Source organism: Pseudomonas sp. A-B-19, assembly GCF_019947515.1.
GTDB lineage: Bacteria > Pseudomonadota > Gammaproteobacteria > Pseudomonadales > Pseudomonadaceae > Aquipseudomonas.
The window spans coordinates 60791-81746 of the sequence record NZ_JAGYGN010000015.1 but is presented as its reverse complement, the minus strand read 5'-3'; the positions used below and the strand labels follow the sequence as shown (position 1 = coordinate 81746).

Annotated in this window: 22 protein-coding genes and 1 pseudogene; 8 read left to right on the top strand and 15 right to left on the bottom strand. The window is 59.8% G+C overall.

Features of this window, described 5'->3' with window-relative positions; translation table 11 throughout:
• The first annotated feature begins 2 nt into the window (after positions 1-2).
• Positions 3-230, top strand: coding sequence for a DUF4926 domain-containing protein (locus tag KGA81_RS17800; RefSeq protein ID WP_223547477.1), 228 nt, complete (start codon positions 3-5; stop codon positions 228-230).
• Between the two features lie 316 nt (positions 231-546).
• Here the strand turns inward: KGA81_RS17800 and KGA81_RS17795 are convergent, their stop codons facing one another.
• Complete coding sequence (locus KGA81_RS17795) at positions 547-894, bottom strand: helix-turn-helix domain-containing protein (protein WP_223547521.1); 348 nt, start codon at positions 892-894, stop codon at positions 547-549.
• A gap of 90 nt (positions 895-984) precedes the next feature.
• Here KGA81_RS17795 and KGA81_RS30235 point away from each other — a divergent pair.
• A pseudogene (locus KGA81_RS30235) lies at positions 985-1317 on the top strand (hypothetical protein); the annotation flags it as partial.
• Between the two features lie 128 nt (positions 1318-1445).
• On the opposite strand, the gene KGA81_RS17785 reads toward KGA81_RS30235, so the two are convergent.
• From KGA81_RS17785 to KGA81_RS17765, 5 genes are all read right to left on the bottom strand, one after another.
• Positions 1446-1916, bottom strand: coding sequence for a GyrI-like domain-containing protein (locus KGA81_RS17785; protein ID WP_223547475.1), 471 nt, complete (start codon positions 1914-1916; stop codon positions 1446-1448).
• Positions 1917-2045: 129 nt separating this feature from the next.
• Positions 2046-2780: a DUF899 domain-containing protein gene (locus tag KGA81_RS17780; RefSeq protein WP_223547474.1), complete on the bottom strand. Its 735-nt coding sequence runs from the start codon at positions 2778-2780 to the stop codon at positions 2046-2048.
• Positions 2781-2935: 155 nt separating this feature from the next.
• The gene (locus tag KGA81_RS17775; protein WP_223547473.1) at positions 2936-3811 is read right to left on the bottom strand and encodes a DUF6279 family lipoprotein; all 876 of its coding nucleotides are present in this window, start codon (positions 3809-3811) and stop codon (positions 2936-2938) included.
• Positions 3812-3884: 73 nt separating this feature from the next.
• Positions 3885-4607: a TorF family putative porin gene (locus KGA81_RS17770; RefSeq protein WP_223547472.1), complete on the bottom strand. Its 723-nt coding sequence runs from the start codon at positions 4605-4607 to the stop codon at positions 3885-3887.
• Between the two features lie 206 nt (positions 4608-4813).
• A complete protein-coding gene (locus KGA81_RS17765) occupies positions 4814-5002 on the bottom strand; it encodes a hypothetical protein (RefSeq protein ID WP_015096330.1) in 189 nt (62 codons plus the stop codon).
• 351 nt (positions 5003-5353) lie between these two features.
• Between KGA81_RS17765 and KGA81_RS17760 the strand changes: the two genes are divergently transcribed.
• Positions 5354-6190: a S1 RNA-binding domain-containing protein gene (locus KGA81_RS17760; protein ID WP_218432361.1), complete on the top strand. Its 837-nt coding sequence runs from the start codon at positions 5354-5356 to the stop codon at positions 6188-6190.
• A gap of 37 nt (positions 6191-6227) precedes the next feature.
• Entirely contained in the window at positions 6228-7160 is a 933-nt protein-coding gene (locus KGA81_RS17755; protein ID WP_223547471.1) for a DMT family transporter, read from the top strand.
• On the opposite strand, the gene KGA81_RS17750 is transcribed toward KGA81_RS17755, so the two are convergent.
• Positions 7105-8286 carry an MFS transporter gene (locus tag KGA81_RS17750; RefSeq protein WP_223547470.1) on the bottom strand — a complete coding sequence of 394 codons (1182 nt, stop codon included), beginning with the start codon at positions 8284-8286 and terminating at the stop codon, positions 7105-7107. The two genes, KGA81_RS17755 and KGA81_RS17750, sit on opposite strands and share 56 nt — an antisense overlap.
• A 104-nt stretch (positions 8287-8390) precedes the next feature.
• Here KGA81_RS17750 and ptrR point away from each other — a divergent pair, with 104 nt between their 5' ends.
• Both ptrR and KGA81_RS30015 read left to right on the top strand, forming a co-directional pair.
• Complete coding sequence (ptrR, locus tag KGA81_RS17745) at positions 8391-9284, top strand: putrescine utilization regulator PtrR (RefSeq protein WP_223547469.1); 894 nt, start codon at positions 8391-8393, stop codon at positions 9282-9284.
• A 135-nt stretch (positions 9285-9419) separates the two neighbouring features.
• Positions 9420-9548 carry a PA1414 family protein gene (locus KGA81_RS30015; RefSeq protein ID WP_007972508.1) on the top strand — a complete coding sequence of 43 codons (129 nt, stop codon included), beginning with the start codon at positions 9420-9422 and terminating at the stop codon, positions 9546-9548.
• Positions 9549-9733: 185 nt separating this feature from the next.
• Here the strand turns inward: KGA81_RS30015 and KGA81_RS17740 are convergent, their stop codons facing one another.
• The 6 genes from KGA81_RS17740 to speB form a co-directional block, all read right to left on the bottom strand.
• Complete coding sequence (locus KGA81_RS17740) at positions 9734-9985, bottom strand: acyl carrier protein (RefSeq protein ID WP_223547468.1); 252 nt, start codon at positions 9983-9985, stop codon at positions 9734-9736.
• A gap of 72 nt (positions 9986-10057) precedes the next feature.
• Entirely contained in the window at positions 10058-10783 is a 726-nt protein-coding gene (locus KGA81_RS17735) for an MBL fold metallo-hydrolase (RefSeq protein ID WP_223547467.1), read from the bottom strand.
• Between the two features lie 85 nt (positions 10784-10868).
• Complete coding sequence (locus KGA81_RS17730) at positions 10869-12248, bottom strand: sodium:solute symporter (protein WP_223547466.1); 1380 nt, start codon at positions 12246-12248, stop codon at positions 10869-10871.
• A 231-nt stretch (positions 12249-12479) separates the two neighbouring features.
• Entirely contained in the window at positions 12480-13991 is a 1512-nt protein-coding gene (locus KGA81_RS17725; protein ID WP_223547465.1) for a purine-cytosine permease family protein, read from the bottom strand.
• A 55-nt stretch (positions 13992-14046) separates the two neighbouring features.
• Positions 14047-14469 carry a YybH family protein gene (locus KGA81_RS17720; protein ID WP_223547464.1) on the bottom strand — a complete coding sequence of 141 codons (423 nt, stop codon included), beginning with the start codon at positions 14467-14469 and terminating at the stop codon, positions 14047-14049.
• A gap of 9 nt (positions 14470-14478) precedes the next feature.
• A complete protein-coding gene (gene speB, locus KGA81_RS17715; RefSeq protein ID WP_223547463.1) occupies positions 14479-15429 on the bottom strand; it encodes an agmatinase in 951 nt (316 codons plus the stop codon).
• 348 nt (positions 15430-15777) lie between these two features.
• Here speB and KGA81_RS17710 point away from each other — a divergent pair, with 348 nt between their 5' ends.
• On the top strand, positions 15778-16671 hold the full coding sequence (locus KGA81_RS17710) for a LysR family transcriptional regulator (RefSeq protein ID WP_007972518.1): 894 nt from the start codon (positions 15778-15780) through the stop codon (positions 16669-16671).
• Between the two features lie 5 nt (positions 16672-16676).
• The gene (locus tag KGA81_RS17705; protein WP_223547462.1) at positions 16677-17273 is read left to right on the top strand and encodes a tRNA-uridine aminocarboxypropyltransferase; all 597 of its coding nucleotides are present in this window, start codon (positions 16677-16679) and stop codon (positions 17271-17273) included.
• Between the two features lie 145 nt (positions 17274-17418).
• Here the strand turns inward: KGA81_RS17705 and KGA81_RS17700 are convergent, their stop codons facing one another.
• Together KGA81_RS17700 and KGA81_RS17695 are read right to left on the bottom strand one after the other, a co-directional pair.
• Positions 17419-18774, bottom strand: a complete 1356-nt coding sequence (locus KGA81_RS17700) for an HlyD family type I secretion periplasmic adaptor subunit (RefSeq protein WP_218432386.1) — start codon at positions 18772-18774, stop codon at positions 17419-17421.
• A gap of 9 nt (positions 18775-18783) precedes the next feature.
• Positions 18784-20943 carry a type I secretion system permease/ATPase gene (locus KGA81_RS17695; protein WP_223547461.1) on the bottom strand — a complete coding sequence of 720 codons (2160 nt, stop codon included), beginning with the start codon at positions 20941-20943 and terminating at the stop codon, positions 18784-18786.
• Positions 20944-20956 lie beyond the last annotated feature (13 nt).

The window sequence follows — 20956 nt, the reverse complement described above, 5'->3', positions numbered from 1 at the left end:
TGATGTTTTCACTTTTTGATGTGGTTGCATTAATGCAAGACGTGCCAGACGAAGGATTGTGTGCGGGGATGATTGGGGCCGTGGTTGATGTTTATACCGAACCTGTTGTAGCGTATGAGGTTGAGTTTTGCGATGCCTTGGGGCGAACTATTGGACAGCTCGCGCTACTACCGGAGCAATTGCGATTTGCTACTGACGCAGAAATCCAGGCGCGTCCCGCGCAGAGCTAAGAAGCCAGGTCGTGCTGGGTATCGAGTCCGCCCCGCCTCGGCGGGCTAATGAAAGAGCGTGCAAAGTTTTCCCGCCCTCGGGGCCTATTTTTCACGCGTATTCCTATCACGGCGATCTTGAAGGCTGGAGAAAAGATATCGAAGCCGGTGCAGAAGGCCTCGGTTTGCTCCTGGCCCGAATCGAAGGTGATCAATTCATTATTCTGATGGCTGCTCGATCCCTCTGTCAGATTGCAAGACAGAGTTTGTTTGAGCACTACTCACCCCCAGCACCGGCGCCGCGCCGGTGTTGTTTTATCTGCTTTAGCCTTTCTTCTTAGCTGCTCGCTTGGTTATTACTGCTTGTTCCCATAATCCGCGATGCCTGGTACTTGAGAATCATGCCATCGAGCAGTGCCTTGATAACCGATTTCTCGGCTTCGGGCATATGGCTGACGGCCTCGAAACGCAGGCGCAAATCGTCGGACGGTCCGCGTTCCCCTTCTGCAAATACCAAATCATCCAAACTGACGTGCAGCGCCTGAGCAAGCCTAATTAGGGCTTCTAAGGTTGGTTGCGCCGTCCCCGCTTCATAACGCCGAATTTGATTAACGTGCACTGACGCGGTGTCAGCCAGAGTTTGCTGGGTGAGATCGGCGGCTTTGCGGGGGGGAAACGGGGACAGACCACGTTTTTCTGAGGAAAGGGGATGGATTTATTTGTTTGGTTTGTGTGATGACCAATAAATAAATCCGCTATTTCCGACAACCGCCCCGTCACCCGTGTTACCGGCCTAACGGACATCAAGGCGCCGAGCAACGCTCACAAATACCTGATCGAAACCAACCCGGTGCTCACCGACCTCAAGCAGTTCATGAGCTCGGACTACCTGCTGGGCAACCTCGGCTACGATCCTGACGACAGCGCCAAACGCCTCGGCGATGGCCTGTATGAACAACGCCTGATTCAGCAAGCGGTGGTCGCCCGTACCGGTCAACGTTTTCTCGACGGCCTGACCTCGGACGAGGCCATGTTCAAGTACCTGATGAACAACGCCATCGCCAGTAAACAGGAGCTCAACCTGGCGCTGGGCTTCACCCTTGCTGCGGTCAACGGTGACCTTGAGTTGCTGGCGACACAGGACAGCGAACCGACGATGTCGGTGTTTCAGTCGACCTACGCAGCGGATGTTAGTCCGCCATCGCGAGCAAGCTCACTCCCACAGGGTTTTGGGGATTATTGGTCTTTTATGGCGATGCACATGTCCATTTCCATCACGCCGGTATTTTCATCGTAGGAAGCCTCCACCGGGTACCTCTCGAAACCCGGACGCTGGTCGTAGGCCAACCCGCTTTCTGGCATCCACTGTCTGCACAACGCACCCCAGGCCGCCGGGATTTCACTGGCCGGTCCTTTGAAGTGGGCGACGGCGTAGCGGCCGCCGGGGAGGGTGGTGACGGCGAACGGGTATTCGGGTTCGAAGTCGTCGGGCACCTCGACGCAGGCGTCGTAGCGGCAATACTGCGCAGGGGTGGTGCTGGGATCGTCGTGGCCGATGCCGTAGCGCGCGCGGTTGAGCAGGTTGTTTTCGATCATCCACGGGGCAACGGTTTCGCGCCAGAAGGTGCCGATTTCCGGGCCGTAGGGGCCGGTGTAGCGCAAGTAGGCGACGCGGGCCGGGGGCAGGGTTTTGAGGGTGACGTTCATTGTCTTGGCCTTGTTTCTAATCTGGGGACTTTGAGTTGAATGGTCGGGCCTCTTCGCGGGCAAGCCACGCTCCCACAGGTTTTGTGGGAGCGTGGCTTGCCCGCGAAGGCCGCGTCTCGGTGTCTGGGGCTAACCACCATGACAGCAGCTCGACTTCTCCTGTTCCTCATATTTGTCATGATGCCGCACCCACTCCATGATCTCGACTTCGTTGCGGCCCTTTGGCGTCAGGTCAAGGTAGTTGTAGGCGCCGACCAGCATGTCCAGGCCCCGGGCATAGGTGGAGTAGGTATGGAAAATTTCCCCGGCGTCATTGCGATAAAACACGCTGAGGCCGGGGAGTTCTTCCTCGGATCCGTCGTTTTTTTCGTAGTTGTACGTAGCGGTTCCGGCGGCGACGTCTTCGGCTCGGGCACTGACGCCGAAGTCGTAGTTGAAATCAGAACCTGCTGACGACACCCAGTCGAACTTCCAGCCCATGCGCCGCTTGAACGCCTGGAATTCAGCGAATGGTGCGTGGGAAACCGCCACGACGGCGATGTCATGGTGCGGCAGGTGTTGGTTGGCACCATCGATGTGGTCAGACAGGAACGAGCAGCCAGAGCAGCCTTCGTCCCAGCCTTTGCCAAACATGAAGTGGTAGATGACCAATTGACTGCGTCCGCCAAACAGGTCCGCCAGTTTCAGTTCGTTGTTGGGCCCCTGGAAGCGGTAGTCCTTGTCGATTTTCACCCAGGGCAGGGCGCGGCGTTCGGCACTGAGTCTGTCCCTTTCCTTGGTAAAGGCCTTTTCGTGGGCAAGGTGCTGTTTGCGTGCGACGAGCCATTCTTCCCGCGACACGACGGGATGATTCTGAATGTTCATGATGTTTTCTCCTGTGTGGGGCGGAGAGGTGACTTACACAACCTGGTCGTTTGGTTTGCGTGGAATTCGACATACCGCCGGTCAGTCGTCAGCAGAAGCCCGGCTGAAGGCTTCACCTCAACCATAGGATCGCCCACAGGGGAATTGTGTGGGGCTTAACTTTGTTTCAGCGTTTTTAAGCACTTCAAGTCGCTGAAATCCTTCCTCACCCGCTCGATTTTCTTCAGCAAGCGCTCACGCTGGTTCGGCGTGCTTTCAGCCATCAGATCCACGAATAGCGAGCGCGCCTGGGCTTCGGTGTTGGCAAAGGCCTGACGATACGCGGGTGTCCACAAACTCTCGCGATTGACCAGAAGTGTCTCGATCCGTTGTGGGAATTGTGGACTCTGGCGTTGCGCAACGGCTGCGCTGAACTGCTTCTGCCAATGGATGCGGTTGGCAATCCACTGGGTGTTCTGGTCGCCCAAGGCGTTGGACCAGGTGGCGACTCGCTGTTGCTGTGAAATGCTCAACGGCCCGAGCCAGTCATTCAGGCGCTTTTCCATGCGTTCGCCACGCTCCTCGATCTGCTGGGAGAGGGAGGGCTTGAGGTATTCCTCCTGGTGTTTGCGCTGGTCCTTGGCGAAGGCATCGTTCATTTCGGTGACTTGTTTGTCATCCAGCCCTTGCAGCAACTCGACGGCCGACGGGGTGATTTCCCGGGCGGTCTCGGCGATCGCCTGTTCGGCTTCGTGGGCGCGAGCCTGCAAGGCGGCATCGGTGACCTGGTTGGTGGCGATCATGGTTTGCAGGCGGTCCAGCCAGTCGAGGTAGCCGGGCAGTTGGGTGGAGCAGTGCCAGCTCAGGTGTTCCTTCAGGCGTTCGTTCAGCCAGCTTTTTTGCTCGCCGTTCATGTCCAGGTAGTCGCTGAGCGTCCACGGAATGATCACATCGAGGTTGCGGTAGGCCAGGCCCACGCGGCTGCACGCGCCGAGGGCAAGGGCGATGGCGATGGTCAGTACTACGGCGATGTGTTTGAACCAGCGGGACATGGACGAATCCTTGCGAAAGCCAGTCTTCGGGGGCTGATTCTCATGTGAACCAGGGAGGAGCCCGGCAGTTCGATCAATAGAACGCGTGTTCGGCCTTGAGCGTCACCAGTCCGTCGCACTGGTTGTTGTGTCCGGCATAGGCCGAGCAACCGCTGCCGTTCAGGTTGGAGTCACTGTAGATCAGGTCGAGGTCGATGCCCATGAACGGGCGGGACAATTTCAGCGACCAATCGGTAAAGCTGCCTACATAACCGCCATCCACCGCCACTGGCGTATTGAATTGGTGGGTGGTGTATTTCAGGCTGATGCCGATACCGAACGGTTGATTGCCGCTCAAGTCAGCGAACAGGGTGTTGTTCTGTTTGTCCGGGTCATTGCTGAAGGCGATGCCGAAACGGCTGCCAAGCAAGGTCAGGCCGCCGAACAGTTCCTGGCTGTCAGGGGTCGTGACTTCGGGGTAGCTGTAGCGGATCAGGCCCACTTCGTAGCCGAGGGTTTGGTCGAAGGGTTGTTTAAAACCCATGTAGGAATCGACCTCGAGGTCTTTTTCCGGGCTGATGCCCATGCTGGGCGACCATTGGCCCATATAGAAACCGCTGTCGTGGCTCAGGTCCAGGCCACCGTGGAACGAGCCGACGGCCGAAGGCTTGACCAGGCCCTGGGCCATACTGCGGGTGGGGGTGGTACCGAGCTTGAGGTCGAAGCCCCCCAGCTCACGCTGAAAGATTTGTGCGTGTGCTACGGAGCATGCCAGCAGGCTGCCGAGCAATGCCGATAGGTAGAAAGGTTTGAACATGCGTCACTCCATGAACAGCGAGGACAGGCGGGTGAGCCTGCTGAAACGCTTGATCCAGACGTGTGCAAGGATACCGGCGAATGATCGGCAATGAAGGCCGTTCGTCGATTTACAGCGGTTTTGAAGGAGTGGCGCGGGAGTATCGAGGGTTCCAGTCCAAGCGCTTCGAAGCTCAAAGCGCTTTGGGACCAGGTGACGCGAGGGGATTACTTTTTGCCCAGTGTGATCTGCTTGGACGGGCCGAACGTCTGGCCGCTGACGCCTTTGGCAATTTGCTGGATTTCACCGCCGGACTTGAGGAACGCCGCGATCTGGCTGTTGATCGACTCGCTGGTTTCGACGGCTGGAGCTGGCTTTGCTTTGCTGGTGGATGCTTTTACGCGCATGGCGGCCATTAACCTGTAGAAAATTAACTTGGCCAGGCATCGTACAGGAATTACCTGATAATTGCTTGGCAAATATCCCCTCGCCATAATCGTGAAGTCGGGGTAGTCAGGTATCGGCCAGTATTCGAAATAAGCGTCTAAGCCGCTGTTTTAACTAAGAACATTGCCTGGAAAAATACTGCGATGCACTGGCCTGAGCGCGGTGTAAATACGCGGATCGGTCTGACGAGCGGCCAGGTGCTCGATGCAAACCCCGGAAAATCAAGGCCTTCAGAGGAATTTCTCGTACCACCGGGCCGGGTGCCGAACGCGGCGGCTAAAACCGGGTAGAATGCCGCCCACGCAATGAGGGTATTGGACATGGCTTTAGTCGGGCGTTACAACAGTTTGCAAGTGGTTAAACACACTAACTTCGGTTTATATCTGGACGGTGGTGCGGATGGCGAAATCCTTCTGCCTAATCGTTATATTCCAAAAGATATTCCTAGCGAAGATGAAGACTGGCTCAACGTTTTTATCTATTTGGACAGCGATGACAAACTCATCGCAACTACTGAAAAGCCGAAAGTTCAAGTCGGTGAATTCGCCAGTTTGAAAGTTGTTGAAGTCAACAGCATCGGCGTATTCCTGGACTGGGGGCTGCCCAAAGACCTGTTGCTGCCGTTCTCCGAAGAGAAGCGTCAGATGACAGCGGGCGAGTATGTGGTGGTGCACGTCTATCTCGACAAGCACACCCGTCGCATCACCGCGACCGCGCGCCTGGATCGCTACCTGGACAAGACCCCGGCCAACTACACCGCGGGTCAGGAAGTGGATCTGCTGGTGGCCGAAGCGACGGATATGGGTTTCAAGGCCATCATCAACAACAAGCATTGGGGCCTGATCCACAAGAACGAAATCTTCAAGTTCATGCGCGCCGGTAAAGAAGAAAAGGGCTTCATCAAGGAAGTTCGTGCCGACGGCAAGATCAGCCTGAGCCTGCAGCCGGTCGGCCAGGAAGCGGCCACCAGCCTGAACTCGAAGATCCTCGCCAGGTTGCGTGAAAACAACGGCAGCCTGGCGGTCAGCGACAAGAGCGATCCAGCGTTGATCAGCAGTCTTTTTGGGGTCAGCAAGGGCAACTTCAAGAAGGCCATTGGTGCGTTGTACAAGAATGGCCAGATTGTCATTCATGCCGATCGCATCGAGCTCAGTTGATTCCAATTGTCATGGATTGTGTCTTCGAGGTGTTCTGGTGAGCGCTACCCGGCGTAGCGTCGACGGGTTTGCCCTGCAAGTGATGCTCGGGTTGTGCCTGGTCTGGGGCGTTCAACAAGTGATGATCAAGTGGGCGGCGGCCGATATCGCGCCGGTGATGCAGGCGGCCGGACGTTCCGGTATGTCGGCGTTGCTGGTCGGGTTGCTGATCTGCTGGAAGGGCGGCTGGAACCAGGTGGGAACGACATGGCGCGGCGGCCTGCTGGCCGGTGCCTTGTTCGGCCTGGAGTTCTTCTTCATTTCCGAAGGCCTGCAACTGACAACGGCAGCGCACATGTCGGTGTTCCTCTACACCGCGCCGATTTTCACCGCATTGGGTGTGCACTGGTTGCTGCCCAGTGAGCGTTTGCGCCCGTTGCAATGGCTGGGGATTGTCCTGGCTTTTATCGGGATTGCCTTCGCGTTTGCCGGCGGGGTGTCCTGGGACAACCTTGATTACCGCATGTTGATGGGCGATGCCCTGGGTGTGCTGGCGGGCGCGGCCTGGGGCGCGACCACGGTGGTGGTTCGCGCCTCGCGCCTGTCGGAAGCGCCGGTGACCCTGACGCTGTTCTATCAGTTGATTGTCGGTTTCTTCGGCTTGTTGTTGATTGCGCTGCTCAGCGGCCAGATCACCCATGTCAGCCTGACCACTGTGGCGGTATCCAGTGTGCTGTTTCAGGGCGTAGTCGTGTCGTTCTTCAGTTACCTGATCTGGTTCTGGCTGCTACGCCGGTACCTGGCGGCGAACCTCGCGGTGTTTTCGTTCATGACGCCGTTGTTCGGCGTCACGTTCGGTGTGGTGCTGCTGGGCGAGGCGCTGAGCCTGAACTTCGTCATCGGTGCAGTGCTGGTGTTGGCGGGTATTACCTTTGTCAGCGCCGAGCAGTGGCTGCGCCGTCGTTTGCGCAAAGCCCTCGGTCAGCAATGACCGGCGTAAGTAACAGACCGCCGCCGATCAACAGACCGCAGCCGGCGACCACCAGTGCCGGCTGCAAACCGCCACTGAAATGACTGCTCAGCGCCGCCAGCAATGGCCCGCTCAGTTGGCCCACGGCGAAGCAGGCCGTCAGCAGGCCGGCATTGCGCTGGGTAGCATGGGGCGCCAATTCCCGGGAGCGTTGCATCACCAGTTGCATGCAAGCCAGGAAGGGCGTGCCGCACAGGATCACACCCAACGCCAGGCCGGGCCCGTTACCCAGCAGGCAGGCGAACACGCCAGCAGCTTGCAGCCATAACGTCGCCATCAACCAGTGACCCGTGGTACCGGGTTTTTGCCGCCGCAGACTCACCAGCACCACGCCGGTTGCCGCCGCCAAACCAAAGCATGGCCAGAACAGGTCGGCCTGCCATTGGCCATGGAATTGCGCATTGGCCATCTGCGACAGAAAGGTCGCCGGAATGATGTAACCCAATCCGTACAGGCCATAGATCCAGCCCAGGCGAGCGATACCTTGATTACCCGGCGTGCTGATGCTGGGCGCTGTCGTCGCGGTGATACCCGGTTGTGGCAGGAACGGCAGGATCCCCAGCAACATCGCCAGCCCTGCGGCGGCGTACACCAGCCACAAGGTAGCGGACGTCTGGCCCAGCAGATTCGAGCCCAAGGCCAGTAAACCTGTCAGGAAAATACCCAGGCCCGGTCCGGCGAAGACCAGGGCGCCAAGCCGAGGACGCCCGGCCGCTGCCGCGAGCGGCTGGCTCAGGGCAGTGATCATCACCAGCACCCAGGCACTGGCCACACCGGTGCCGAAGCGCAGCACCAGGTGCGACCAGAAACCATTGGCCCAGAACGACGCCAGGGTCAGCAGTACGCAGAGCCACAATCCGCCGAGCAAGCGCCGGCGAACTTGCGCGGGACGCCGGGAGAACATGGCGTCCACCGCGCCGATGAAATAACCGAGGTAATTGGCGGCGGCGATCAGTCCGGCGGCGGTCAGGTCGATCTGACCTTCGCTGAGCAGGTGCGGCAGTTGCGGGGTCAGGGCAAAACGGCCGATGCCCATGGCCATCATCAGGGCAACGAAACTGGCGGATAAGCGAATCAAGGGAGACATGGTCTGGATTCCGTTCAGAGGATCGATGACCGTCAGGCTAGGACTGATTGACTTTCTTTAAAAATGAATAATAGTGAGCAACTTGTTCTTTTTTGGAGAGTGTCGTGGAGTTCAGCCAATTGCGCATCTTCCAGGCGGTGGCGCAAGAAGGGTCCATCACCCGAGCCGCCGAACGGCTGCATCGAGTGCCGTCGAACCTGTCGACCCGGCTCAAGCAGCTGGAAGAGCAACTGGGTGTCGAACTGTTCCTGCGCGAGCGTCAGCGCTTGCAGTTGTCGCCTGCGGGAAAAGTACTGCTGGACTACACCGCCAGGCTGTTTGCCTTGCGCGACGAAGCCAGCGCGGCCGTGCAGGGCGGGCAACCGGCGGGCGACTTTGTGCTCGGCACCATGTACAGCACGGCGGCGATTCATCTTCCGCGGCTATTGGCGCGCTACCACCGCCTGTATCCGGCCGTGAACCTGCAAGTGCAATCCGGACCCAGCGGTGAATTGCTCGAAGGCCTGCTCACCGGCCGACTCGATGCGGCACTGGTGGATGGCCCCATGGAGCTGGCCGGGCTCGACGGGGTGCCCTTGTGCGACGAGCGCCTGGTGCTGATCAGCGAGGCCGATCATCCGCCCGTGCGCAGCGCACTGGATGTGCAAGGTCGTTCGGTGTTCACCTTTCGCCAGGGCTGCTCCTACCGCATGCGCCTGGAGGCCTGGTTTGCCCATGACCACGCGGCCATGGGCCGGGCGATGGAGATCGAGTCCTATCCGGGGATGCTGGCGTGTGTGATTGCCGGTTCCGGTGTGGCGCTGATGTCGCAGGCGATGCTCGCCAGCCTGCCGGGCCGTGAGAGTGTGGCGGTGCATCCGTTGGCCGAGCCGTTCGCCAGTGCTACCACTTGGCTGATGTGGCGCAAGGGCATGGTCGGGACCAACCTGAATGCCTGGATCGAGCAGCAACAGGTGGTTTTTCCGCCGGCACCGGTGCACGCGCAGGAAATTGCCTGAACACAGGCTGATTGTGATGGATTCAGTAACAGATCGTTGCGACTTTGCGCGAGCATTGTGTAGGACTTAGGACTATTATCTGTGCGAAGGGGCTACAGAATTTTGGCCGCTCAGCACTACCCTGAAGGGGGCACCATGAAAGAGAAAATTCAAAACTGGCTGCATGATCTGGGCGTGGCTCTCGGTTTGATCGAACCGCCTTTGCAACCTGTGCCTGTTCGTACTGACGACGAACAGCGCCGACGCCAGCAGCGTCGCCGGTAACAGTAGACCAGGCAGTTGTAGTGATGAGGGGCTTGCTGTGGCGAGGGAGCTTGCTCCCGCTGGGCTGCGAAGCGGCCCCAAGGTGTATGGTTGCAGGTTTTTACGAGTACTGCGCACTCGAGCGGGAGCAAGCTCCCTCGCCACATAGGTAGCGTCGTTGTTAGGGGCGCATCTGGCGATCAGCCTCAATACCGCCCAATCTCCAGCAAAAACCGGCTCAAGTCATTCGCCGTCCTGGCGGTCTTGAGCATCTGGTCTTCCTCCACGGTAAACGCCGTTACACCCAGTTCATCTTCCAGATGGAAGATCAGCTCTTCGATATCTTCTTTATCCAATCCCAACTGCGCCAGGCAGGCGTTGTCGTCGAAGTCATCCCGGCCTTCCAGCAGGCGGCTGATGTAGCGGTGCACGACAGCACGAACGGCAGTTTTTTTCATGAGCGTTCTTCGCGGAGGAGGCGGTTTTGTTCTCTGTGCCGGAGCAGTTCCTGCCGTTGAGTACAGCAGGCTTTAGCCGTGTGAGCACTGCCATTGGTCAATCATGTTGCGCAAATGTTCCCCGGAAAAACTGCCGAAATGTCCGCCATGCACCGTACGGATCGGCAGCGTGTGCAAGCGTTGCAGGCTGCGGGCGTAATCATCGAGGTTGGAGTGGTAGGCGTCTTCGACCAGCGGGCCGTCGTAGATGATGTCGCCGCTGAACAAAGTCTCGGTGGCGGCTTCGTACAGGCAGATGCCACCCGGCGAGTGCCCCGGTGTGTGCACGACCTGCAACACTCGATTGCCCAGGTCCAGCACATCTCCATCTTCGACAAACCCCGTGGCCGGTGCCGCTTTGACCCGGTATTCGGCGTAGCACAGCGGGCAATCGGGGTGCGCTTCGAACATGTCGTCGCCGACAAAGGCTTTACTCAGGTCGTTGTCGCCATCCGGCGCGGCCAGAATGTCCGCCTCGGCCGGATGCACCAGGCGCTCGGTGAATTCGTGATGACCGGCGATGTGATCGAAATGGCAATGGCTGGCCACCGCCACCAGCGGCCGCTCGGTGATCCACGGCAATTGCTCGCGCAGGCTGACCAGGCCCGAGCCGCTGTCCAGCAGCAGGTCTTTGTCACGACCCTGGATGTGCCAGAGGTTGCAGCGGTAGAAGGGGCGGATGTACGGCTCGTGGATTAGACGGATGCCGTCACTGAGATGTTTCACTTCGAACCACTGGTCGCGAGGGACAATCTTCATAAAATGTTTTCTCCAGATGAAAAAAAACGAGTGTGGCAACCGACGCCACACTCGTCGAAGAAAAAGTCATTCCATTGTTTTCAGTTTAGGTCGCGCTGGCCGCTGTCACCGGGCGACGGGACAGCAGGCTGACCAGCACGAAGCTCACCAGGCTGACGCCGAGGCTGAAGTAGATCGGCGAGTTGGCATCCATTCCGTCCTTGAACATGAATATCAGGGCGGTAATGAAACCCAATGCCATGGCGGCGATTGCACCGGCCGTGGTGGCGCGTTTCCAGAAGATCGCACCCATCAGCGGGATCAGCATGCCGCCTACGAGCAGGTTGTAGGCCAGGGTCAGCGCGCTGATGACGTCATTGACCACCAATGCGATGCCCAGCACGACAATGCCGGTCAGCAGGGTAAACAAGCGGTTGGTAGCAATGTTCGACTCTTTGCCACCGCGCAGCTTTGGCAGCAGGTCTTCGGTCAAGGTGGTGGACGCAGCCAGCAAGCCGGCGCTGGCGGTGGACATCATGGCCGCCAGGGCCGCAGCGATCACCAGGCCACGGATGCCGTCCGGCAGCGAGACTTTGACGATAGCGGCGAAGGCATTGTTGACATTGTCCAGGTCCGGGATCAGCACGTGTGCAGCCATACCGATCAGTGCGCAAACCAGACCGTAGATGATGCAGTAGATACCGGCCGAAGTACCGGCGTACTTGGCAACTTTTTCGCTGCGCGCGGTGAATACCCGTTGCCAGATGTCCTGGCCGATCAGGATGCCGAAGAAGTAGATCATGAAGTAGGTGATGATGGTGTCCCAGCCAATGCTGGTGAAGCTGAAACTCGCAGCCGGCAGTTGGGCAACCAGTTGATCCCAACCACCCACGCGGTACAGGCAGATCGGCAGCAGCAGGAACATCAGGCCGACGGTCTGGATACCGAACTGCACAATATCGGTCAGGGTCAGCGACCACATGCCGCCGATGGTCGAGTAGATGACGACGATACCGCCACCCACCAGTACAGAGACCCAGAATGGCAGGTCGAACAGTACTTGCAACACAGTGCCAATGGCCAGGATTGAAACCACGCCGATCATCAGTGCGTAGGCCAGCATGATAGTCGCGCTGGCGGTGCGGGCCATTGGGTTATAGCGTTTTTCCAGCACCTGGGTGACGGTGAACACTTTCAGTTTGAGCAATGGTTTGGCGAGGAACAGGTTCAGCGCGATGATCCCGCAACCCAGTGCGGCGCAGAGCCAGAAACCGGAGATGCCATGCACGTAGCCCAGACGCACGGTGCCCACGGTGGACGCGCCGCCCAGGACGGTGGCAGCCATGGTGCCCATGTACAGGCTCGGGCCTAGGTTACGACCGGCGACCAGGTAGTCCTCGTGGGTCTTGGCCTTGCGCATGCCGTAGTAGCCGAGAAGCAGCATTGCGGCGGCGTAGATGAGTACGACGAATAAATCCAAAGCCATTGTTGCGTGTCTCCGATTGTCTTTTTTATGGTGAAACAAAGTTGCGTTATGGCTATGGGGTGGTCTTTGTGGCGAGGGAGCTTGCTCCCGCTGGGCTGCGAAGCAGCCCCAAACCCTGCAAAGGCGTTTCTTCAGGAGAATTCCATTAGCCTGTTTTGCGACTGCTTCGCAGTCGAGCGGGAGCAAGCTCCCTCGCCACAGAGGTCACCTCATGGCCCTGTCTTCAAAAAATCAGGCGGCTTGACGCATCGCCGGTTTAGCGAGCGAATCCGTGCTCTGGCTGCGAGGGTCGTTCGGACCGAACACTGCGCTCGCCTCCGGGAACAGGCTCAGCAGCGCCAGGTACACCACCGAGGCCAGGCCCAGGGTCACTGGCAGGCTGATGTCGATACCACCGGCCATTTCGCCCAGCGGCCCGACAAACTGCCCCGGCAGGTTCACGAAGCACAGGCCGACGGCCGCGCTCGGGATCCAGGCGCCCAGGCCACGCCAGTTCCAGCCGTGGGTGAACCAGTAGCGGCCACCTTTCTCGCCGCGGGTGAACACTTGCAGGTCATCCGGGCAGTAGAAGCCGCGACGCACCAGCAGGCCAATGATCATGATCACCATCCACGGGGTGGTGCAGGTGATGATCAGCACCGCGAAGGTCGACACGCTCTGCACCAGGTTGGCCGCGAAGCGCCCGATGAAGATGAAGGCAATCGACATCACACCGATCAGCAGCGTGGCCTTGACCCGCGACAGTACCCGCGGAAACACGCTGGACATGTCCAGGCCGGTGCCGTAGAGCGAGGTGGTACCAGTGGACATGCCACCAATCACCGCGATCAGGCACACAGGCAGGAAGAACCAGCTCGGCGACACCGCCAGCAGGCCGCCGACATAGTTGTTGGCCGCGATGTAGTCCGGTGCCTTGACCGCTACGATGGTGGCGGTAGTCAGGCCGAACAGGAACGGGATGAACGTCGCGATCTGCGAAATCACCACCGCCGCCATGATGCGACGCTTGGAAGTGTCACGCGGAATGTAGCGCGACCAGTCGCCGAGGAACGCACCGAAGGAAATCGGGTTGCTCATGGCCACCAGTGCAGCACCGATGAAGGCAGCCCAGAAACCGGGCTGGCCCATGTTGACGGTGCCGGCGTAGTTCGCATCGAAGGGACCGGCGAAGGCGAAGATACCCAGCAGGAACAGCAGGCTGGCACTCCACACCGCGATCTTGTTGACCCACAGCAGGAAGCGGAAGCCATAGATGCACACGGTCAGTACCAGGATCGCGAACAGGCCGTAGGCCAGGCCCAGGGTCAGGTCGGTTTCCGGCAGGCCGATCAGGCGTTTGGCGCCACCGATCAGCGCATCGCCCGAACTCCACACCGAGAGCGAGAAGAAGGCGATGGCGGTCAACAGCGACAGGAACGAACCGACGATCCGCCCGTGCACGCCGAAGTGCGCACCGGAGGAGACGGCGTTGTTCGTGCCGTTGATCGGGCCGAACAGGCCCATTGGTGCGAGGATCAGCGAACCCAGCAACACGCCCAGCACAATCGCCCAGACGCCCGCCTGGAAAGACAGGCCGAACAGTACGGGGAAGCTGCCGAGGACGGCGGTGGCGAAGGTGTTGGAACCACCGAAGATCATCCGGAACAAGTCCGTCGGGCCTGCGGTGCGTTCGTTGTCCGGGATCTGCTCGACCCCGTGGGTTTCAATTTGCGTAAGGCTTTGGTCGTTGTTGTTGTTATTCATGATCAGCTCCGATCATAAAGGCGCGCTCATCGTGCGTGAGCGTCACCTGTGTTGGCTAAGGGGGTGGCAGCCCTTCCGGCATCGCGGACAAATGTTCGTGGCAGGCCAGCCATAGGCCTTGTTGTTCTTGGCCAGACGCTTGTTTCTTGAAAACAATCGTCTCGCGCTCCTGGCTGAAGTGTTGCTCCCCTTGCATGCGCAACTCGGTGGCTACGTCATGGATGAAAATCGCCACGTCGCCCTGCAGGCTGACGTAAGCGTTGCTTGAGGTGCACGAAAGCACCTCGAAGCCATCCTCGGCGCGCCAGCTGTCCCACATCGCCTGATAGGCGTCGCGCGACAGCAGGGGCTGTTCGAGGGTGTAGAAGACGAAGCTGGCATCGGCACTGAACGCGTCGAAGTAGGCTTCGCGATCGTTACGGGCAAAAGCGGACACCAGATCGGCGGCGGCTTTCAGAACCTGATCACGTTCATTCATGACCGATCCTCAGCGGTGGACTACGCCAGGCAGTACGCAGAGCATTTCGTACAGCAGGTTGGCGGCCAGCAGCGAGGTGTTACCGGTGGTGTCATAAGCGGGCGAGACTTCTACCAGATCGCAACCGACCAGGTCGAGGCCTTGGCAGCCACGAACGATCTCGATCGCCTGAATGGTCGTCAGACCACCGATTTCCGGAGTGCCGGTACCTGGTGCCCAGGCCGGGTCGATGCCGTCGATGTCGAAGCTGAGGTAAACAGGACCGCCGCCGACTTTCTCGCGGACTTCAGCCATCAAGGGCTCCAGCGATTTGTGCCAGCACTCTTCGGCCTGAACCACACGGAAGCCCTGGTTGCGGCTCCAGTTGAAGTCGTCAGCGGTGTAGCCCTGGGCGCGCAGGCCAATCTGCACGACACGGTCCGGATCCAGCAGGCCTTCTTCAACGGCGCGACGGAAGGTGGTGCCGTGGGCGATTTTCTCGCCGAACATGTGGTCGTTCACATCGGCGTGAGCGTCGATGTGCACCAGACCGACCTTGCCGTGCTTCTTATGGATGGCACGCAGGATCGGCAGGGTGATGGTGTGGTCGCCACCCAGGGTCAGGGGGATCACGTTGTGTTCGAGGATGTCGTTGTAGGCTTCTTCGATGATGCGTACGGCGTCCAGCAGGTTGAAGGTGTTGATCGCCACATCGCCGATGTCGGCAACTGACAGTGAGTCGAACGGCGCAGCACCGGTGGCCATGTTGTAAGGACGGATCATCACCGATTCGGTGCGGATATCGCGAGGCCCGAAACGGGTGCCAGGGCGCAGCGAGGTACCGATGTCCAGGGGCACACCTACGAAGGCAGCGTCCAGGCCGGCAGCGGTATTCAAATGGGGGAGTCGCATCATGGTGGCGATGCCGCCGAAGCGCGGCATTTCGTTGCCGCCCAGTGGTTGGTGAAGAATCTTGTCCACGGGTAGGGCCTCATCGTCGTTGTTTTATTTATTGGTTTGCGCCGTTCACGGGAGTACGGACGAACCTTGTGGGCCGATTCTGCGAAATGTAGTGGCGGGGAAGAATCGCTACGGGCAAATACTTAGTTCAGATTTTTCTAAACTAATGGCGGAGGCGGGGATAGACTTCTCCCACGATCCTGCGATGGGTCGAATTGTGCGTTACCTGTGGGAGCGAGCTTGCTCGCGATAGCGGCGGGTCAGTCAATGTTGATGTTGACTGTCACTCCCTCATCGCGAGCAAGCTCGGTCCCACAAGGATTTGCATTGAATCGAGCACTGCGTGTCACCCCGTTATCGGAGCCTTTCATGGCCAACGCTTTACCCGACCTGAAACTATTGCGCATCTTCGTCAGCGTGGTGCGCCATCAGGGCTTCGCCAACGCCCAGCAGGAGCTCAATCTCTCGACGTCGGCCATCAGCACCTACATGAGCCAGCTCGAAGCGGCCCTTGGCCTGGTGCTTTGCCATCGCGGCCGCGGCGGTTTCAGCCTGACCAGCAAGGGCGAACTGTTCCACCAGGAAACCCTGCGCCTATTGGGCGAACTCGAAGGTTTCGAGCAGTACGCCGCCGCCCTCAAGGGTGAGTTGCGCGGTACCTTGAACCTCGGGGTGATCGACTCCACTGTCAGCGACAAGGCCCTGCCGTTCGCCGAAGCCATCGGCGCCTACAGCCAGGAGCATCCGGCCGTGCACTTGCACCTGTCGGTCATGAGTCCTTATGAGCTGCAGCTCGGCGTGCAGGACAATCGTCTCGATCTGGCTATCGGTGCGTTTTCCACGCGCATGAGCGGCCTGGTGTACATGCCGCTGTACCGTGAACAACACTGGTTGTATTGCAGCACGCGGCATCCACTGTTCAACGAGCGGCGCATTCCCGAACAAGTCATTACCCAGCAGCGCATGGTCGGCCGTGGCTACTGGAGCCAGGCCGAACTGGCGCGTCACGGCTTCAAACACAGCGCCGCGACCGTGGAAAGCATGGAAGCCCAGTTGATTCTGGTGCTGTCCGGCGCCTACATCGGCTACCTGCCGGAGCACTACGCCCAGGCCTGGGCCGACAAGGGGGACTTGCGGGTGCTGCTGCCGGCGACCTTCGGTTATCAGGCGCCGTTCTCGATGATCGTGCGGCGGGGGCGTAGCCGCGAGCCGTTGATCCAGACATTCCGTGATCTGCTCAAAGCACAACTGAATCAGGCGTAAAGACGATGTCCAGAATTCAATGTCCGCGCTGCCAGCGCCCACAAACTCATTGTCTGTGCCCGTTGATTCCCAGCCTCGATAGCCGCACCCGGGTGCTGTTGTTGCAGCATCCGAGCGAAGTGAACCATGCGCTGAATACGGCGCGGTTGGCGGCGTTGGGCTTGAACAATGCCGAGTTGATCGTGGGGGAAGTGTTCGAGGACTTGCCGACGTTGTTGAACCGGCCGGGGTATCAGGCGCGGTTGTTGTTTCCCGGTGACGATGCGCAGCCGATGCAGGCCTGTGCCGCGACAGACGAACCGTTGTTGCTGGTGGTGCCGGACGGCACCTGGCGCAAGGCGCGCAAGCTGCTGCACCTCAATCCACTGTTGGCGGCGTTGCCGAGGGTGACGCTGGTCGAAGGCGGTGTGTCCCGCTATCGGCTGCGCAAGGCGCCGGGGCCGGGAGCGTTGTCGACGGTGGAGGCGATTGTGCAGGCGCTGGAAACCCTCGAAGCGCCGACTTCGTTTGCGCCGTTGTTGAAGCCGTTTGAAGCGTTGATCGAGGGGCAGATTGCGGCGATGGGGGAGGAGGTTTACCAACGTAATCATTCTGAAAAATGATCGGTGGTCTTGCTGGCCTCATCGCGAGCAAGCTCGCTCCCACAGGTTTTGTGGTGTTAGCAGATTTTGTGTTCGACACGGACACTGTGGGAGCGAGCTTGCTCGCGATGGCGGCAGATCACTCGCCACAGATTCTGGAGATTGCCTACCGCTCCCGCATCGCCTCGGTCCGCGCTTTCAACACAGGTTTAAGCAAGTAATCCAGCACCGTTTTTTCCCCGGTAATGATGTCCACCGTCGCCACCATCCCCGGGATGATCAGCAGCGGTTTCACATCTCCGCCCAGATGGTTTTTGTCGGTGCGCACCTGAATCAGATAGAAGCTGTTGCCCTTGTCGTCGGTGATGGTGTCGGCACCGATCAACTCCAGCTTGGCGCTCAGGCCGCCGTAAATGGTGTAGTCGTAGGCACTGAACTTGACCATGGCTTTCTGGCCCGGATGCAGGAATGCAACGTCCTGCGGGCGGACCTTGGCTTCGATCAGCAGGTTGTCTTCCAGCGGCACGATTTCCACCATGTCGCTGCCCGGCTGGACCACTCCGCCGATGGTGTTGACCTTCAACACCTTGATGATGCCGTGAACCGGGGAGACCACGGTGGTGCGGGTCACGCGGTCGTCGATGGCGATGCTCGATGCGGTGATTTTCGACAGGTCGGTGCGTTTCTCGTTCAGTTCTTTGGCGGCTTCGGAACGGAAGGTTTGTTCTGACTCATCGATCTTGCTTTTGATCTCGTTGATCGCCGATTCCGCGCGGGGAATGGCCAGGGTGGTGGCGTTCAGCGAGCCGCGAATCTCCACCGCGCTACGTTTGAGGCGCAGGATTTCCACCGGTGACACCGCACCCGTGCCCACCAGCGGTGTGGACATGTTCATCTCTTGCTGCAACAACGCCAGGCTTGAACTGAATTGACCCTGTTTCGAGCGAAACTCGGCCAGTTCCTGGGTTTTTTGCCGAAGTTGCTCGGTCAGGGTGCGCTGTTCGCTGGCCAGTCGGCGTTGCCGCTGCTCGTACAGCGAGCGTTCGTCTTCAGCCACTTGCGGAGCCTTGGCGATCACTTCTTCTGACAGTTTGAACGGCCGGCCTTCGGCTTCGGCCGAAAGCCGTTCGACTTGTGCGGTCAAGGCATAGCGATCGGCTTCGCTTTCGCCCTTGTTCGACAGGTAGCGGGTGTCATCCAGACGCAGCAGGGTGTCGCCCTTGTTCACCATTTGTCCTTCACGGACGAAAATCTCAGTGACGATGCCGCCCTCCAGATTCTGGATCACTTGGACTTTGCTCGACGGAATCGCCTTGCCTTCGCCCATGGTCACTTCCTGCAACACGGCAAATCTGGCCCAGACCAGTGCGCTAATCACCAGCGCAGCCGCCAGCCACACGGTGATCCGCGACCCGCGTGGCGAGTCCTGCAACGACGCGCCGGCGGTTTCCGGCATGAACTCGGTTTCGGCACTTTTGTTGAAACTGTCGAAGTAGCCACGGGATCCCTGATCGGCAGACATGGGCGACTCCTAGACGGCCGCAGAGCCGACACGGCCCTTGCGCAGTGCATCGATGACCGCTTCTTTCGGACCGTCGGCGACGATCCGGCCGCTGTCCAGCACCACCAACCGGTCCACCAGGCTCAGCATCGAGGTGCGGTGGGTCACCAGCAGGACGGTTTTGCCCTGGACCCAGTCGTGAAGTTTTTGCCGCAGGACGTCTTCACTGCTGTTGTCCATGGCGCTGGTGGGTTCGTCGAGCAGCATGATCGGCGGGTCGAGCAACATGGCCCTGGCCATCAATACGGCCTGGCGCTGGCCGCCGGACAGCAGTTGCCCACGTTCGCCCACGGGCCGGTCGAAGCCTTGAGGGTGTTGCCGGGCCAGTTCAGTGACCCCGGTCATTTCCGCTACTTCGAGCATGCGTGAGTCACTGATGTAGCGCGCGCCGAGGGTCAGGTTGTCGCGCAGGCTGCCGGCCAGCAGCGGCAGGTCGTGGGCGACGTAACCGATTTGATGGCGCAGGTCGGCGACGTCCAGTTGTCGCAGGTCCAGGCCATCGAGCAGTAACTGGCCTTCATCCGGCTCATAGAAGCCCATCACCAGTCGCGCCAGGGTGCTTTTGCCTGAGCCGCTGCGGCCGATGATGCCGATGCGCTCGCCGGGTTTCACACTGAAGCTGACATTGGCCAGGGCGGGAGAGCTCTGGCCGTTGTAGTGGAAGGTCACGCCGACGACATCCAGCGCGCCTTGCAGTTGAGTGCGCTCCAGCGGCCGTTGTCTGGCGTCGCGTTCCTGGGGCAGGCCCATCAGCGCGTCGGTGCTTTTCATGGTCAATTGCGCTTGCTGGTAGCGGGTGATCAGGCCGGCGATCTGCCCAAGTGGCGCCAGTACCCGACTGCCCAACATGTAGCTGGCCACCAGGGCGCCGACGCTGAGGTTGCCGGCGATGATGCTGTAGACCCCGGCGACGATAGTTGCCATGCCGGACAGTTGCTGGATGAACAGCGTGCCGTTGGTGGCCAGGGCCGAGAGGTTGCGCGCGTGGCTGTCGAGGCGGGTGAGGGCGCCGTGGGTGCTTTCCCATTTGTGCTGGCGTTCGCTTTCGGCGCTGCAGGCCTTGAGGGTTTCCAGGCCGCTGAGGGTTTCGATCAACAGGGCCTGGCGTTCGGCGCCGAGGCTGAGGCTTTTCTGTACGGTGTCGCGCAGGCGTACCTGGATCACCATGGCGAAAATGATTGTGATGGGAAACGCCAGGATCGGGATCACCACCAGCCAGCCACCGAGCAGGCCGATCACCAGCAGCATCAGCAGGCAGAAGGGCAGGTCGATCAGGCTGGTGAGGGTCACAGCGGTGAGAAACTCCCGCAGGCCCTGGAAGTCATGAATGCTTTGGGCGAAGCCACCGATGGTCGCCGGCCGCGCTTTCATCGCCATGCCGGTGATGCGCTCGAACAGGGTGGCCGAGAGGATCACATCGGTTTTCTTGCCGGCGGAATCCAGCAAGTGCGCGCGCACGACCCGCAGTACCAGCTCGAATGCGGTGCCGATCAGCAGACCGATCGCCAGCACCCACAAGGTCGAGGTGGCCTGGTTCGGTACCACGCGGTCGTAGGTCTGCATCACGAACAGCGGCACCATCAATCCCAGCAGGTTTATCAGGAAACTCGCCAGGATCGCATCGCTGTACAGCCATTTCGACAGCTTCAGCGTATCGCGAAACCAGGCCTGCACCCGAGGCACCAGCGGTGAGCGCAGGTCTTCGAGTTCGTGGCGTGGCCGGGCAAACAATGCCTGGCCACTGTAGTGTTCGGCCAGTTCCTCAAGGCTGAGCCATTGTTCGCCGCCGTCGGCTTCGCTGGGCAGGATCAGCACCTTGCCGTCATCCCCATAACGGCGCAGGACGGCCGTGCGGCCGTTGTTCAGCAACAACAGCACCGGCAAGTTGAGTGGGGAAATGTCGTTGAGGTCACGGCGCAGCAAGCGCGCCTGTAAACCGGCCCGGGCCGCTGCACGGGGCAGCAGGTCCAGGCTCAGGCGTTGGTGTGCCATGGGGAGCCCGGCACTCAGGCTGGCGCGACTGACCGTCGCGCCGTGGAGTTTGCACAGGATCAACAGACCGTCCAGAAGCGGGTCATCGAAGCTCAGGCGTGGATCGACACCGGTGTTGTCGGGTTCCATGCTGGTCACATTGATTGCTCCC

Excerpts from the sequence above, each read along its gene's own strand:
- KGA81_RS17780 (WP_223547474.1), bottom strand. The coding sequence starts at position 2,780 with ATGAACATTCAGAATCATCCCGTCGTGTCGCGGGAAGAATGGCTCGTC.
- KGA81_RS17720 (WP_223547464.1), bottom strand. The coding sequence starts at position 14,469 with ATGAATGAACGTGATCAGGTTCTGAAAGCCGCCGCCGATCTGGTGTCC.
- KGA81_RS17770 (WP_223547472.1), bottom strand. The coding sequence starts at position 4,607 with ATGTTCAAACCTTTCTACCTATCGGCATTGCTCGGCAGCCTGCTGGCA.
- KGA81_RS17725 (WP_223547465.1), bottom strand. The coding sequence starts at position 13,991 with ATGAATAACAACAACAACGACCAAAGCCTTACGCAAATTGAAACCCAC.
- KGA81_RS17735 (WP_223547467.1), bottom strand. The coding sequence starts at position 10,783 with ATGAAGATTGTCCCTCGCGACCAGTGGTTCGAAGTGAAACATCTCAGT.
- KGA81_RS17785 (WP_223547475.1), bottom strand. The coding sequence starts at position 1,916 with ATGAACGTCACCCTCAAAACCCTGCCCCCGGCCCGCGTCGCCTACTTG.
- KGA81_RS17730 (WP_223547466.1), bottom strand. The coding sequence starts at position 12,248 with ATGGCTTTGGATTTATTCGTCGTACTCATCTACGCCGCCGCAATGCTG.
- KGA81_RS17705 (WP_223547462.1), top strand. The coding sequence starts at position 16,677 with ATGTCCAGAATTCAATGTCCGCGCTGCCAGCGCCCACAAACTCATTGT.
- KGA81_RS17765 (WP_015096330.1), bottom strand. The coding sequence starts at position 5,002 with ATGGCCGCCATGCGCGTAAAAGCATCCACCAGCAAAGCAAAGCCAGCT.
- KGA81_RS30015 (WP_007972508.1), top strand. The coding sequence starts at position 9,420 with ATGAAAGAGAAAATTCAAAACTGGCTGCATGATCTGGGCGTGGCTCTC.
- KGA81_RS17800 (WP_223547477.1), top strand. The coding sequence starts at position 3 with ATGTTTTCACTTTTTGATGTGGTTGCATTAATGCAAGACGTGCCAGAC.
- KGA81_RS17760 (WP_218432361.1), top strand. The coding sequence starts at position 5,354 with ATGGCTTTAGTCGGGCGTTACAACAGTTTGCAAGTGGTTAAACACACT.
- KGA81_RS17775 (WP_223547473.1), bottom strand. The coding sequence starts at position 3,811 with ATGTCCCGCTGGTTCAAACACATCGCCGTAGTACTGACCATCGCCATC.
- KGA81_RS17700 (WP_218432386.1), bottom strand. The coding sequence starts at position 18,774 with ATGTCTGCCGATCAGGGATCCCGTGGCTACTTCGACAGTTTCAACAAA.
- KGA81_RS17750 (WP_223547470.1), bottom strand. The coding sequence starts at position 8,286 with ATGTCTCCCTTGATTCGCTTATCCGCCAGTTTCGTTGCCCTGATGATG.
- KGA81_RS17740 (WP_223547468.1), bottom strand. The coding sequence starts at position 9,985 with ATGAAAAAAACTGCCGTTCGTGCTGTCGTGCACCGCTACATCAGCCGC.
- KGA81_RS17710 (WP_007972518.1), top strand. The coding sequence starts at position 15,778 with ATGGCCAACGCTTTACCCGACCTGAAACTATTGCGCATCTTCGTCAGC.